We start from the raw sequence: 13,350 nt of genomic DNA, 5'->3' as shown, positions 1-13,350 counted from the left end.
CAGCGGGTGAATCGCAGGGGACGCGAGGGCCCGGGACGCCGCTAGGGTGGTCCGGTGGTCAACGAAGCGCCCTCGCCCTGGAACGTCGCCAACGCGGTGACCCTCGTGCGCATCGCGCTCGTACCCGTGTTCGCCTGGGCGTTGCTTCAGGACGGCGGGGACTCGGTCGCCTGGCGCCTCGTGGCGACCGGGGTGTTCGTGGTCGCCGCGGTGAGCGACCGCGTCGACGGCTATCTCGCCCGGTCGCGCAACCTCGTGACCGACCTCGGGAAGATCCTCGACCCCATCGCGGACAAGGCGCTCGTGGGCGCCGCCCTGATCCTGCTCTGCTGGCCGCTGGGCGAGCTGCCGTGGTGGGTACCGACGGTCATCCTCGCGCGCGAGCTGGCCGTCACCGTCCTGCGGATGGTCGTGCTGCGGTACGCCGTGATGCCGGCGTCGCGGGGCGGCAAGCTGAAGACGGTGCTGCAGGCCGTCGCGATCACGCTCTTCCTGCTGCCGCTGGCGGCGCTCCCGGGCGCGGTCCACGTCGTGGCGTGGATCGTGCTGTGGGCCGCGATCGCGGTGACGGTCGTGACGGGTGTCGACTACTTCGTGCAGGGGGCGCGGCTGCTCGCCGCCGGGCGGCGCGAGGCCGGGCCCCGGCCCGCCGCGTGACGTCGGACGCCGCCGGCACGGGGGCCGGGACGCCGGGCACGCTCGCGCGGGCGGTGCTCGACGGCGCCCGCTCCCGAGGCTGGACGCTGGCCGCGGCGGAGTCGCTCACCGGCGGGCTCGTCGTGGCCGTCCTCGTGGACGTACCCGGGGCGTCCGCCGTCGTGCGCGGCGGCGTCGTCGCGTACGCGACCGACCTCAAGGCCACGGCGCTCGGCGTCGACCCGGAACTCCTGGCGCTGCGCGGGCCTGTGGACCCCGAGGTCGCCGGTCAGATGGCGACCGGCGTGCGTCGCGCGCTGGGCGCGGACGTCGGCCTGGCCACGACCGGCGTCGCCGGGCCCGACCCGCAGGACGGGCACCCCCCGGGGGAGGCGTACGTCGCGGTGAGCACCCCGGCGGGCGACCGGGTGCGGCGCCTCGACCTCGACGGCACCCGCGCCGAGGTGCGGGCGGCGGTGGTGCGGGCCGTCCTGGCCCTGGCGCTCGAGGCGTGCGGCGGCACGGCACCCGACGGCGGCGGCCCGTCGGTCGGCGGGGTGTGAAGGGTGCGTGACGAGCGTGTCGCGGGTCGTGACCGCGGGAACAAGCCCCCGGGTACCCGCGTTGCGAAGGGTGTGATGACCGACAGGGCACGAAGCCGTCTCGATGCACGCCACACCAGGCCGGGCATGCCGCGCGCGCGGTACGGTAGTGCCACCCCTGGAGCCAGGGGAACGACAGGACGGACGAGGAACCCGGTCACGACCGGTCCGGTGCCGGGACGATCGGACAGGGATTCGGGCACGGAGAGGGGGCGCGAGATGGTCGTACTGCGACGTGAGATCGGCGACGTGCTGCGCGACGCGCGGCAGCGCCAGGGGCGCACCCTGCGTGAGGTGTCGTCCGCAGCGAGGGTCTCGCTCGGCTATCTGAGCGAGGTCGAGCGCGGGCAGAAGGAGGCGTCGTCGGAGCTGCTGGCGTCGATCTGCGAGGCGCTCGACGTACCGATGTCCCTCGTGCTGCGTGAGGTCAGCGACCGGATCGCGGTCGCCGAGGGCCTGCACATCCCCGACACGATCCCGGCGGACGTCTACGCCGGGCTGCTCAGCCGTGCCGGCGAGTCGCGCGACGCCGAGTCGGTGCGAGGAGACCTCGCACCGGTCGGCTGAGACCGGGACAGAGAACCCGGACCCACGAGACAGCGAGGCCGGGACGACACCGCAGACCGTTGCGGTGTCGTCCCGGCCTCGCTGTCTCGCGGGTCCGGGTTCTCTATCTCGGCGCACGCTGGCAGGTCGGGCACCAGTAGATCGCCCGCTCGCCGGCGTCGGGCCGCCGCCCGGGGCCGGCGGTGCTGCCCAGCGCGACGGGCGTCCCGCAGCGGCGGCACGGCTTGCGGTGGCGCCCGTGCACGGCGAGCTCCACGGCCCCCAGGCCGGAGCGTCGCCCCACCTCGACGCTGCGGCCCATGAGCCGGCGCGCCGCCACCAGCAGGGTCCGGCGCTCGTCGTCGTCGAGGGCACCGACCGGGGTCCAGGGCCACCGTCGGGTGACGAAGAGCGACTCGGCCGTCCAGATCGTGCCGAGGCCGGCCACCCCGCGCTGGTCGAGCAGGGCCGCGCAGAGCGGTCGATCGGCATCGGTGACGAGGCGGCGCGCGCCCTCGTCGAGCCGCTCCGGGAAGTCGTCGCCGAGGACGTCGGGGCCGAGGTGGCCCAGCAGGCGGGGCTCGTCCCGGGTGCGCAGCACGTCGAGCATGCCGAGGTGCCACCCGAGGCACGTCCAGGTCTCCGTCGCCAGGACGGCGCGGACGGCGGGGGAGCGGCCGGCCGCCTCCCGGGCGCCCGTGCGGTGCACCCGCCAGTAGCCGTCCATCCGCAGGTGGGTGTGCAGGGTGCGGCCGTCGTCGAACCGGGTGAGCAGGTGCTTGCCGTATGCCACCGTCTCGCGTGCGGTGGCGCCGACGAGGTCCACGCCCGCCGCCGACGGCCAGCGCAGCTCCGCGCGCACCAGCGGGGCGCCGCGCAGCGCGACGCCGAGCCGTCCGGCGGTGAGCCGCAGCACGTCTCCCTCGGGCACGGGACGCCTCCTGGTCCTGGTCCAGCCCGGGTCACGCCGGGCGCAGGCCGCGCGGCGTCACGCCGAAGCCGGCGTCGAGCAGCGCGGCCGCGGCCGGGATCCGGTCACGGGCGGCGGTGAGCGCGGGGACGCCGTCGACGCGCTGCACGGTGACGCGCCCGAGCCGGTCGGCGCGCGTCTCCGTCACGAGCAGCCGGGCCGCGGCGGCGAGGCGGGGGTCGTCGCCCGCGTCGCCGCGGACGAAGGACAGCACCGTGCGCCCGCCGCGCTCGACGAACAGCACCAGCTCCCCGTCGACGAGCACGACGACGGCCCCGGCCTTGCGCCCCGGTCGGTGCGCGCCCGCGCCGTCGTCACCCGACCCCGCGCGGGCGTCGGACGACGCCCCACGCGGCCAGGCGACGGCCGCCCCGTACGGGTTGGCCGGGTCGGTCGCGGCGAGCAGCACGGCGCCCGGCTCGGCCCGGCCGGCCCCGGCCCCGCCGAAACCGCCGTCGCCCTCGGCGAGCGCGTCCCGGGCGCGGGCGCGGTCCGCGGCGTCGGTGCGCAGCTGGTCGACCGCGCCGGGCAGCGCGAACTGCGAGCCGCCCAGGCCTTCGACGAAGTAGCCGCGGCGCACGGCCCCGCGCTCCTCGAGCAGGCGGAGCACGCGGTACACGTCGCGGAAGCGGGAGGTCACCCCCTCCGCGGGCGCCGCCGCGCGGGTCAGGACGCCGTGCCGCTCCAGCAGCACCTGGGTGAGGGCGTGCGCGCGCACGGTCGGGTCCTGCTCCACGGCCGGCAGCGCCGACCAGCGGCCGCCCCCGGTCCGCGGCACCACGGCCGACGACGTCGGGCGGGCGAGGCCGAAGCGGGACGGCCGCACCGGCCGGGCCCGGCCCGGAGCGGCCGGTGCGCGGTGCGTCCCGCCGCCGCGCCGGGACGATCCGCCGAGCGACTCGCGCAGCGGACCGAGGCGGTCGTTCGTCACCCAGCCGGCCCACACCAGGTCCCACAGCGCGTCGAGGGTGGCCGCCTGGCTCGCGTCCGCGAGCTCCGCGAGGCGGGGCAGGAAGTACCCGCCCGAGCCGGTGAGCAGGTCGAGCACCGCCCGGTGGAGGTCCGTGTCGAGCGGCCCGCCCTCGTCGACCGGCTCCGGGTCGCGCAGCGTGAGCGGCGCGCCGTCGGCCAGGTGCAGGCTCACCATGCCGTCGCCGCCGCCCGAGCCGGGCAGCCGGCCGTGGCCGCACCACAGCACCTCGCCGGCCGTGGTGAGCTCGTCGAGCACGGCGGGGGCGTAGTCGGAGACCCGGGCGGGCAGCACCAGCGTCTCGAGCGCCGACGCCGGCACCGCGGCCCCGGAGAGCTGCTCCACCGCCCGCAGCACCCCGTCCGCGCCGCGCAGCGTCCCGCCGCCCGACCCGGCGCCGCCCACGCGCGCCCCGATCCCCTGCCAGCGCGGGAGGAACACCCCGAGCGACTCGGGCTCCACAGGCTCGACCTCGGCGCGCAGCGCGGCCAGCGACCGGCGCCGCAGCGTGCGCAGCACCTCCGGGTCGCACCACTCGTCGCCCGTGCCGCCCAGCGACGATGGCCGCAGCGCCCCGCGGGCCACCGCGCCCGCCGTCTCCAGCCGGGCCAGCACCTGGGCCACGACCGCGATGCCGAGCCCGAACCGGCGCGCGACGTCCGCGGCGGGGAACGGGCCGTGCGTCCTGGCATGGCGTCGCACGAGGTCGCCGAGGGGGTCGGGCACCGGCTCGGTGAACGTCTCGGGCACTCCCACGGGCAGCGCCACGCCGAGCGCGTCGCGCAGCCGACCGGCGTCCTCCACCACGGCCCACTGCTCGGTGTCCTCGCCCGCCTCGTGCCCGCCGAGCCGGACCCGGATGACGCGGCGAGCGCCCTCCAGGTCGGTCAGCCAGCCGTCGACCAGGTCGCGAGAGCCCTCGCGGGTCCGGGCCCGCAGGGCGGCGAGCGGGTGCGGCCCGGTGCGCCGCAGCACGTCCCACAGCCCTTCCGCGTCGCGGGCCTGCCGGTCCGGGGCCAGGGCCTGGAGCTCCGCCTCGGTGCGCTCCACGGCGCCCGGGTCGAGGAGGTCGGCGAGCGGGGTGGCGCCCTGCTCGCCGAGCAGCTCCGTCAGCAGGTCGGGGTCGAGCGACAGCGCGGCCGCGCGCCGCTCCGCGAGCGGCGCGTCGCCGTCGTACAGGAACTGGGCGGTGTAGCCGAACAGCAACGCCTGCGCGAAGGGGGACGGCGTGGACGTGGTCACCTCGACCAGCCGCACCCGGCCACCCTGCAGGTCGCGCATGAGCTCGGTGAGCGCGGCGACGTCGAAGTCGTCGCGGAGGCACTCGCGGGCGGCCTCGAGCATGATCGGGAAGTCCGGGAACTGCGACGCCACCTGCAGCAGCTGCGACGCCCGCTGCCGCTGCTGCCAGAGCGGCTGCCGCCGGTCCGGGCGGCGTCGCGGCAGGAGCAGCGCCCGCGCCGCGGCCTCGCGGAAGCGGGCGGCGAACATCACCGAGCCGCCGAGCTCCTCCCGCACCGCGTCGAGCACCTCGTCCGGGTCGACGAGCAGGTCCTCGGTCGTGACGGCGGGGGCGTCGCCGTGGCCCAGGGCGCCGTCGGGCCCGCCGGCGCCCCAGCCCGGCCCGCCCAGGTCCCAGCCGGAGTCGCCGGCGTCGGGCAGCCGCAGCACGATCCCGTCGTCGGCGTGCATCGCTGCGACGTCGGTGCCGTACCGCGCCCGCAGGCGCGCGGCGACGACCAGCGCCCACGGCGCGTGCACGGGCGCCCCGAACGGGGAGTGGATCACGACGCGCCAGTCGCCCAGCTCGTCGCGGAACCGTTCGACGACGACGGTGCGGTCGTCGGGCAGCCGTCCCGTCGCCCGGCGCTGCTCGCCCAGGTAGGCGGCGAGGTTGTCCGCGGCCCACGTATCCAGCCCGGCGTCGCGCAGCACCTCCCGGCCGCGCCCGGTGCCGCGCTCCTCGTCGTCCGCCAGCAGCGCGTCGGTCTCGCGCACGAACGCCCCGACGGCGCGGCCCAGCTCGGCGGGGCGGCCGGGGGAGTCGCCCTTCCAGAACGGGAGACGGCCGGGCAGCCCGGGCGCCGGCGTCACCAGCACGCGGTCCGGGGTGATCTCCTCGATCCGCCACGTCGACGAGCCCAGCGTGAACGTGTCGCCGACGCGCGACTCGTAGACCATCTCCTCGTCGAGCTCGCCGACGCGCTTGCCGCCGCGGGGCCGGTCGGTCGCACCCGCGCCGTCCGCCGGCGACCCGGCGGTGGGGGCCTCCGTGGCGAGGTAGACGCCGTACAGCCCGCGGTCGGGGATCGTGCCGCCGCTGGTCGCGGCGAGCCGCAGGGCGCCCGGCCGCCCCGACAGCCGGCCGGTGGCGCGGTCCCACACGATCCGGGCGCGCAGCTCCGCGAACTCCTCGCTGGGGTAGCGGCCGGCGAGCATGTCGAGCACGGCCCGCCACGTCGCGTCCCCGAGCGAGCGGAACGGGTGCGACCTGCGGAAGGTGGCGAGGAGGTCGTCGGCCTGCCAGTCGTCGGTCGCGAGCGCCGCGACCACCTGCTGGGCGAGCACGTCCAGCGGGTTGGCCGGCACGTGCAGGTGCTCGATCTCACCCGCGCGCATCCGCTGCGCCACCACGGTGGCCGGCACGAGGTCGCCGCGGAAGGTCGGGAAGACGACGCCGTGCGAGACCGCGCCCACCTGGTGCCCGGCGCGCCCGATGCGCTGCAGCCCGCTCGCGACCGAAGGTGGCGCCCCGACCTGCACCACCAGGTCGACGGCTCCCATGTCGATGCCGAGCTCGAGGGACGACGTCGCGACGACGGCCGGCAGCCGGCCCGCCTTGAGGTCGGACTCGGTCCGGGTGCGCTCGACGCGGCTCATGGAGCCGTGATGGGCGCGCGCGAGCACCGTGGCGCCGTCGGGCAGGCCCACCGAGGCGCCCGACTGCGCCTGCGTCTGCGCCGGCCACTGCGTGCCGGCGTCCGGCAGGTCGACCCCCGAGCGCTCGGTCCAGATCTCGTTCATCCGCGCCGTGAGACGCTCCGCGCCCCGGCGGGAGTTCGTGAAGACCAGCGTCGAGCGGTGGTCGGCGACGAGGTCCACGACCCGTTCCTCGACGTGCGGCCACACGGACGCGCGTCGCAGCGGTGACGCCGCGTCGCCGCTGAGGTCCAGCTCCTCGTCGCCGAGCCCGGCGCCGGCGGTCTCGGGCGGCGGGGCGGGCGGCGAGGTCGGGTCGGGCACGCCGGCGGAGTCGAGGTCTGCGAGGTCGGGCACGGGCACGACGACGTCGATCGCCCACTTCTTGGTGGCCTCGGGCTGCACGACGACGATCTCGCGGCCGCCGTCGGACGGCGCGCGGTGCCCGGCCAGGAACCCGGCCACGGTCTCGACGGGGCGCACCGTGGCGGACAGGCCGATGCGCTGCGCCGGCCGGTCGAGCAGCTCGTCGAGCCGCTCGAGGCTCAGCGCCAGGTGGGCGCCGCGCTTGGTGCCCGCCACGGCGTGGATCTCGTCCAGGACCACGGTCTCGACGCCCGCCAGCCCGGCGCGGGCCTGCGACGTGAGCACCAGGAACAGCGACTCGGGGGTGGTGACCAGCACGTCCGGCGGGCGGGTGGCGAACGCGCGGCGCTCGGAGGCAGGGGTGTCGCCCGTGCGCGCGCCGACGGTCACCTCCTCGACCGAGAGGCCCTCGCGGGCGGCGGCCTGCCGGATGCCGGCGAGCGGGGAGCGCAGGTTCCGCTGCACGTCGGCGGCGAGCGCCTTGAGGGGGGAGACGTAGAGCACCCGGCAGCGGCGCGCGCGCTCGGGCGGGGGCTCGGTGGTGAGCCGGTCGATCGCCCAGAGGAAGGCGGCGAGCGTCTTGCCGGAGCCGGTCGGGGCGACGACGAGCGCGTGCCGGTCCGAGCTGATCGCGTCCCAGGCGCCGGTCTGTGCCGCCGTCGGCGCCGCGAAGGCCCCGGCGAACCAGGCGCGGGTGGCGGGGCCGAACCGCGCGAGCACGCCGTCGGGGCTGGCGACGGGGGAGCCGGGCGGGGGGACGACCACCTCGTCATCCTGGCAGGGGCCACCGACAGCCCGCAGGACGAGCGGCCTCGGGGACCGCGCCGAGCACGCTCCGGGCCGTGCGAGGCTGGTGTCGTGCGCTATCGCGAGTTCGCCGAGCTGGTCGACGAGGTCTTCGGGCCCGCCTACGGGCGCGCCCTCGTGCGGGAGCAGGTGCTGCCGCGCCTCGACGGCCGCACGCCTGCCGAGGCGCTCGAGGCGGGCGTCGAGCCGCGGGACGTGTGGCACGCGCTGTGCGACGCGCTCGACGTCCCCGAGCCGGACCGCTGGGGCCGCGACGACCGTCGCCAGGCCCCGCCCGCCCGCTGACGGACCATCGCCCGCGCCGACGTCGTCCCCGCGCGGCATCATGGCGCCATGCGCCGCCACCGTCCCCCGCTCGTGACGGTGGTCGACGTCCGCGCCGCCCTCTGGTCCCTGGCCTCGACGGCCGCCGGGCTCGGGGTCGCGATCGTCCTCGTCGACGGTGTGCGCGTGGCCTCCCCGTGGCACGTGCTCCTCGCGGCGCTCGTGGTGGGCCTCGGCGACGCGCTGCTGCGGGCGCCGCTGCGTCGTCTCGCGCGCGCCGGGGGTGCGGTCGTGGCGCTGCTGCTCGGCCTGGCGGCGCAGGTCCTGGTCGTCTGGGCCGCGCTGTCGTTCCTCCCGGGCGTGACGAGCGACTCGTGGGCGGACGTGCTCGCCGTGCTCCTCGTCGCGGCGGTGGTGATGGCGTGCGGGCGCTGGGTGGTCGGCGCGCGGGACAACGCGTACGTCGTCGGCGACCTGCTGCGCCGCTCCCGCCGTCGTGCCGGGGTGCCGCGCCGTCCCGCCCGCGACGGCGCCGGCGGTGGCGGGGCGGACGACAGGGCCGACGGCCGGCCCCCGGGCGTGCTCGTCGTCATGCTCGACGGCGTCGCCCGCCCGACGCTCGACCACGCGCTGGAGGCGGGGCTCGTGCCCACGATGGAGCGGTGGCTGGGCTCGGGCGGCCACCGGCTCGAGTCGTGGTGGGCCCGCGTCCCGTGCACCACCCCCGCCAGCACGCTCGGCCTGCTGCACGGCACCACCGACGCGGTGCCGGCGTTCCGGTGGTGGTCGCGGCGGCTCGGGCGCCTGGTCGTGACGAACCGTCCGGCGGACGCCGCCGAGGTGGAGCGGTCGGCCTCCGACGGCCGCGGCCTGCTCGCCGACGGCGGGGTCGCGGTCTCGACGATGTTCTCCGGCGACGCCCCGACCAGCCTGCTCGTGATGAGCCGAGCGGCGGAAGGGCTCGGCCCCGGCCAGCTGTTCGTGCGCTTCTTCTCCAGCCCGTTCGTGCTGGTGCGGGCGGTGGTCGGCACCGTCGGGGAGGCGCTGAAGGAGGTGTACCAGGGCTGGCAGCAGGTGGTGCGCGGGGTCAGCCCGCGCGTGCCGCGGCGCGGCTGGTACCCGGTGCTGCGGGCGGTGACGAACGTCCTGCTGCGTGACCTCAACACCTCGCTCGTGGCGGAGCAGCTCGTGCGCGGGGCACCCGTGGTGTGCGTGGACCTCGTCGACTACGACGAGATCGCGCACCACGCAGGGCCGCTGCGCCCCGAGTCGCTGCGCGCGCTGGAGGGGCTCGACCGTGTCCTCGGGCTGTGGGAGGAGATCGCGCGCGGCGCCCCGCGCGACTACCGCACGATCGTCGTCTCGGACCACGGGCAGTCCCTCGGCGCGACGTTCGAGCAGGTCGTGGGGCGGTCGTTCGCCGACGAGGTGCACCGGCTCATGGCGCTCCCCGTCCCGGCGCGCGGCGAGCATCCTGACGGCGAGGCGTGGGGCCCGGCGAACACCGCGCTGCACGCGCTGCGCAAGGACGGCGACGCCGCGGGCAGGCTCCTGGTCGGTCCGGACCGCGACACGAGGCGCGCGGGCCTGCCCGAGGTGGAGGTCATCGGCTCGGGGAACCTCGGGATGGTCTGGTTCTGCCGCGAGCCGCGCCGGCTGTCCGCCGCGGACGTCGCCGGCCGGTGGCCCGCCCTCGTGCCAGGGCTGCTGGAGTCACCCGCCGTGGGGTGCGTCGTGGTGCACGGCGCGCAGGGGCCGGTGGCGCGCGGACGGCTCGGGTCCCACGACCTGGCGACCGGTCGGGTGACGGGCCGCGACCCCCTGGTCGCGTACGGGTCGCGGGCCCGGGCCGACCTCCTGCGCGTCGCCGGGCTGGAGGACGCGGGCGATCTCGTGGTCGTGTCCGCGGTCGGCCCGATGGGGCGGGTGCACGCCTTCGAGGGGCTCGTCGGCTCGCACGGCGGGCTCGGGGGCGCGCAGAGCGAGGCGCTGCTGCTGCACCCCACGGACCTCCCGGTGCCCGACGACGAGCGCGAGGACGTGGACGGGGCCCGCATGCTGGTGGGCGCGGAGGCGGTGCACCGGCGGCTCGTCGCCTGGCTCGCCGGGCTCGGCCTGCGGGAGGGCGCGTGACCGCGCCGGGCGAGCGTGCCCCCGCCACGGGGCTCCGGGTGACCTGGATCGGGCACTCGACCGTCGTCCTCGACGTCCCCCGCGCGGACGGCGGCGTCGCCCGGCTCGTCACCGACCCGCTGCTGCGGCGGCACGCCGGGGTCCTGCGGCGTCGGGGCGACCGGCCCGACGCCGAGGCGTGGCGGGGCGCCGACGCGGCCCTGCTGTCGCACCTGCACCACGACCACGCCGAGCTGGGCTCGCTGCGGCTGCTCGGCGACGTGCCGGTGCTCACGGCGCCCGCCAACGCCCGCTGGCTGCGCGGCAAGGGCCTGCGCGGCGTGGGCCTCGACCTGCCGCCCGCCCGCGACGTCGCGCACCATGGGCAGCTCCATGCGCAGCAGCACACCGGCTGGCGCGAGGTCGCCGGGGTGCAGGTGCGCCTGACCGCCGCGGTGCACGGCGACCGGCCGATGCCGCACCGTCCGAACGCCGCGAGCGGGCACCTGGTGCGCGGGCACGGCGCGACGGTCTGGGCGGTCGGGGACACCGAGCACCACCCGGGCATGGGGCGCGTGCGGGAGCTGGCCGGCGGGCGGGTGGACGTCGCCCTGGTGCCCGTGTCCGGCTGGGGCCCGCGGCTCTCGGGCGGTCACCTCGGCCCGCGCGGCGCCGCGGAGGTGTGCGCGGAGGTCGGGCCGCGGGTGGCGGTGCCGGTGCACTGGGGCACCTTGCACGTGCCCGGCGGGCAGCACCTGCCGCGCGGCTGGATGGACCGCGCCGGCGCGGCCTTCGCCGCCGCCTGCCGGCGGCTGGCGCCCGACGTGCGCGTGGTGGTCCTGCCGCCCGGCGGCCAGTGGCGCGACACGCCCGGCGACACTCCCGAGGATGACGACGGCCTCGAACACGTGTTCGGGTAGAGTCTGCCCCCAGGAGGGTCCTCGGACGTCGTCCTCCACAGCCGCGACGGGGCGCCCCGAGCATGTCGGTGGCGGCACGTACGGTCGACGACAACATGAGCACGCAGCCACGAACGCAGGCGCGCAGCCGCCGCGCCCAGAACGCAAAGGTGACCGACATGCCAGCACCGGCAGACCGCGAGAAGGCACTCGAGGCCGCGCTCGCCCAGATCGACCGCAGCTTCGGCAAGGGCTCGGTCATGCGCCTCGGCGACGAGGGCCGCGCGCCCGTCGAGGTCATCCCCACCGGCTCGATCGCGCTCGACGTGGCGCTCGGCATCGGCGGGCTCCCGCGCGGTCGGGTCGTCGAGATCTACGGCCCGGAGTCCTCCGGCAAGACGACGGTCGCGCTGCACGCCGTGGCCAGCGCCCAGCGGGCCGGCGGCATCGCGGCGTTCGTCGACGCCGAGCACGCCCTGGACCCGGAGTACGCCAAGAAGCTCGGCGTCGACACCGACGCCCTGCTGGTCTCGCAGCCGGACACCGGCGAGCAGGCCCTGGAGATCACGGACATGCTGATCCGCTCGGGCGCGCTGGACATCATCGTCATCGACTCGGTCGCGGCGCTGGTGCCGAAGGCCGAGATCGAGGGCGAGATGGGCGACAGCCACGTCGGTCTCCAGGCCCGCCTGATGTCGCAGGCGCTGCGCAAGATCACCGGCGCCCTGAGCGCGTCGGGCACCACCGCGATCTTCATCAACCAGCTCCGCGAGAAGATCGGCGTGTTCTTCGGCTCGCCGGAGACCACCACCGGTGGCAAGGCCCTGAAGTTCTACGCCTCCGTGCGCATGGACATCCGCCGCATCGAGACCCTCAAGGAGGGCACGGAGCCGGTCGGCAACCGCACCCGCGTCAAGGTCGTCAAGAACAAGATGGCCCCGCCGTTCAAGCAGGCGGAGTTCGACATCCTCTACGGGGTGGGCATCTCCCGCGAGGGCGGGCTCATCGACATGGGCGTGGAGCACGGCTTCGTGCGCAAGTCGGGTTCGTGGTTCACCTACGAGGGCGACCAGCTCGGCCAGGGCAAGGAGAACGCCCGCGCGTTCCTGCGGGACAACCCTGACCTCGCGAACGAGATCGAGAAGCGGATCAAGGAGAAGCTCGGCGTCGGCGCCAAGCTCGACGCGCCCGCGGCGGCGGCCCCCGCCGAGGGTGCCGCGGGCTCCGCGACCGGGTTGACCGTCGATCCGGCGCCGGCCGTCAAGGCGGGCGCCAAGGGCAAGAAGGCGCCGTTCTGACGGGCGCCGACCGGTCCGGCGCCGTCCCGGTCGCGGACGTGCCGGCGGGCGTCGTCCCCGCCGACACGACGTTCGTCGCGGTCGGCGGGGGAGGGCTCGCGTGACTTCGGGGGATACTGCCTCGGGCGGTCGCGGCGTGGGGAAGCGTCGCGGCCGCCGTCAGGGCTCCTCACGGGGAGCCGCCGGCTGGGCCGAGAGCTCGCCGGACGGCCCGGAGGACGGCGGCACGGCGCGGGCACGACAGCCGCGACGCACCGTGGCCGAGCGGCTCGAGGCCGGCGAGCTGACCGTCGAGGACGCCACGGAGAAGGCGCGCGAGACGCTGCTGCGGGTCCTCACGGCGGCGCCCAAGAGCCGCGCCGAGCTCGAGCAGTCGCTCGCCCGCAAGGGCTACCCCGAGTCCGTCGTGGGCCCGGTGCTGGACCGGTTCGACGAGGTGGGGCTGGTCGACGACGCCGCGTACGCCGACATGCTGGTCCGCACCCGGCACGCCGAGCGTGGGCTGTCGCGCCGTGCGCTCGCGATGGAGCTGCGTCGACGTGGCATCGCCGAGGACACCGCCGCCGACGCGCTCGAGCAGGTCGACCCCGACGACGAGCGCGCGGCGGCGCTCGCGCTGGCGCGCAAGCACGTGGCCCGCACGCGCGGGCTGGACCGTGACGTGCGCGTCCGCCGGGCCGTCGGGGCGCTCGGGCGCAAGGGCTACGCGCCGGGTGTCTCCTTCGGCGCCGTCCGCGACGCGCTGGCGGAGGAGGGCGAGGACGGTATCGACGACGACTTCGCCGTCGACGACGAGGCCGGAGGGATCGGCTGAGCACCGCGGAGAACGTCGCGGCCTGACTGTTCGGCGCACGGTTCGGCGCACGGCTCTGTGCCTGGCGCGTCTGACGACCATCGAGAGCCGGTGGCACGTACGAAGGGCTCCGGACGACACTGTCGTCCGGAGCCCTTCGTCACGAGC

General features: G+C 76.9%; 10 protein-coding genes. 8 read left to right on the top strand and 2 right to left on the bottom strand.

The window, feature by feature from the left end:
* The first annotated feature begins 54 nt into the window (after positions 1 to 54).
* The 3 genes from pgsA to ABZ493_RS04580 all read left to right on the top strand — a co-directional run bounded on the left by pgsA (position 55) and on the right by ABZ493_RS04580 (position 1,805).
* Positions 55 to 657, top strand: coding sequence for a CDP-diacylglycerol--glycerol-3-phosphate 3-phosphatidyltransferase (gene pgsA / locus ABZ493_RS04590; protein WP_430580999.1), 603 nt, complete (start codon positions 55 to 57; stop codon positions 655 to 657).
* Positions 654 to 1,199 carry a CinA family protein gene (locus ABZ493_RS04585; protein WP_430580998.1) on the top strand — a complete coding sequence of 182 codons (546 nt, stop codon included), beginning with the start codon at positions 654 to 656 and terminating at the stop codon, positions 1,197 to 1,199. The genes pgsA and ABZ493_RS04585 overlap by 4 nt, the downstream gene beginning before the upstream one ends.
* A 258-nt stretch (positions 1,200 to 1,457) precedes the next feature.
* Positions 1,458 to 1,805, top strand: coding sequence for a helix-turn-helix domain-containing protein (locus tag ABZ493_RS04580; protein ID WP_429762229.1), 348 nt, complete (start codon positions 1,458 to 1,460; stop codon positions 1,803 to 1,805).
* Between the two features lie 103 nt (positions 1,806 to 1,908).
* Here ABZ493_RS04580 and ABZ493_RS04575 read toward each other — a convergent pair whose 3' ends face one another.
* The gene (locus ABZ493_RS04575; protein WP_430580997.1) at positions 1,909 to 2,715 is read right to left on the bottom strand and encodes a DNA-formamidopyrimidine glycosylase family protein; all 807 of its coding nucleotides are present in this window, start codon (positions 2,713 to 2,715) and stop codon (positions 1,909 to 1,911) included.
* 31 nt (positions 2,716 to 2,746) lie between these two features.
* Entirely contained in the window at positions 2,747 to 7,774 is a 5,028-nt protein-coding gene (locus ABZ493_RS04570; protein ID WP_430580996.1) for a DEAD/DEAH box helicase, read from the bottom strand.
* A 93-nt stretch (positions 7,775 to 7,867) separates the two neighbouring features.
* Here ABZ493_RS04570 and ABZ493_RS04565 point away from each other — a divergent pair, with 93 nt between their 5' ends.
* From ABZ493_RS04565 to ABZ493_RS04545, 5 genes are all read left to right on the top strand, one after another.
* A complete protein-coding gene (locus ABZ493_RS04565) occupies positions 7,868 to 8,101 on the top strand; it encodes a DUF3046 domain-containing protein (RefSeq protein WP_430580995.1) in 234 nt (77 codons plus the stop codon).
* Between the two features lie 48 nt (positions 8,102 to 8,149).
* The gene (locus tag ABZ493_RS04560) at positions 8,150 to 10,213 is read left to right on the top strand and encodes a phosphodiesterase (protein WP_430580994.1); all 2,064 of its coding nucleotides are present in this window, start codon (positions 8,150 to 8,152) and stop codon (positions 10,211 to 10,213) included.
* Positions 10,210 to 11,112: an MBL fold metallo-hydrolase gene (locus ABZ493_RS04555; RefSeq protein WP_430580993.1), complete on the top strand. Its 903-nt coding sequence runs from the start codon at positions 10,210 to 10,212 to the stop codon at positions 11,110 to 11,112. The genes ABZ493_RS04560 and ABZ493_RS04555 overlap by 4 nt, the downstream gene beginning before the upstream one ends.
* Positions 11,113 to 11,270: 158 nt before the next feature.
* Positions 11,271 to 12,389, top strand: coding sequence for a recombinase RecA (gene recA / locus ABZ493_RS04550; RefSeq protein ID WP_430580992.1), 1,119 nt, complete (start codon positions 11,271 to 11,273; stop codon positions 12,387 to 12,389).
* Positions 12,390 to 12,525: 136 nt separating this feature from the next.
* On the top strand, positions 12,526 to 13,203 hold the full coding sequence (locus ABZ493_RS04545; RefSeq protein ID WP_430580991.1) for a regulatory protein RecX: 678 nt from the start codon (positions 12,526 to 12,528) through the stop codon (positions 13,201 to 13,203).
* The last annotated feature ends 147 nt before the right edge of the window (positions 13,204 to 13,350 follow it).

It is taken from the genome of Isoptericola sp. NPDC019482 (assembly GCF_040632295.1).
Taxonomy (GTDB): Bacteria; Actinomycetota; Actinomycetes; order Actinomycetales; family Cellulomonadaceae; genus Isoptericola.
Note: the sequence above shows the minus strand (reverse complement) of the source record. Positions and strands in the feature narration are given on the sequence as shown.

Excerpts from the sequence above, each read along its gene's own strand:
- ABZ493_RS04560 (WP_430580994.1), top strand. The coding sequence starts at position 8,150 with ATGCGCCGCCACCGTCCCCCGCTCGTGACGGTGGTCGACGTCCGCGCC.
- ABZ493_RS04580 (WP_429762229.1), top strand. The coding sequence starts at position 1,458 with ATGGTCGTACTGCGACGTGAGATCGGCGACGTGCTGCGCGACGCGCGG.
- recA (WP_430580992.1), top strand. The coding sequence starts at position 11,271 with ATGCCAGCACCGGCAGACCGCGAGAAGGCACTCGAGGCCGCGCTCGCC.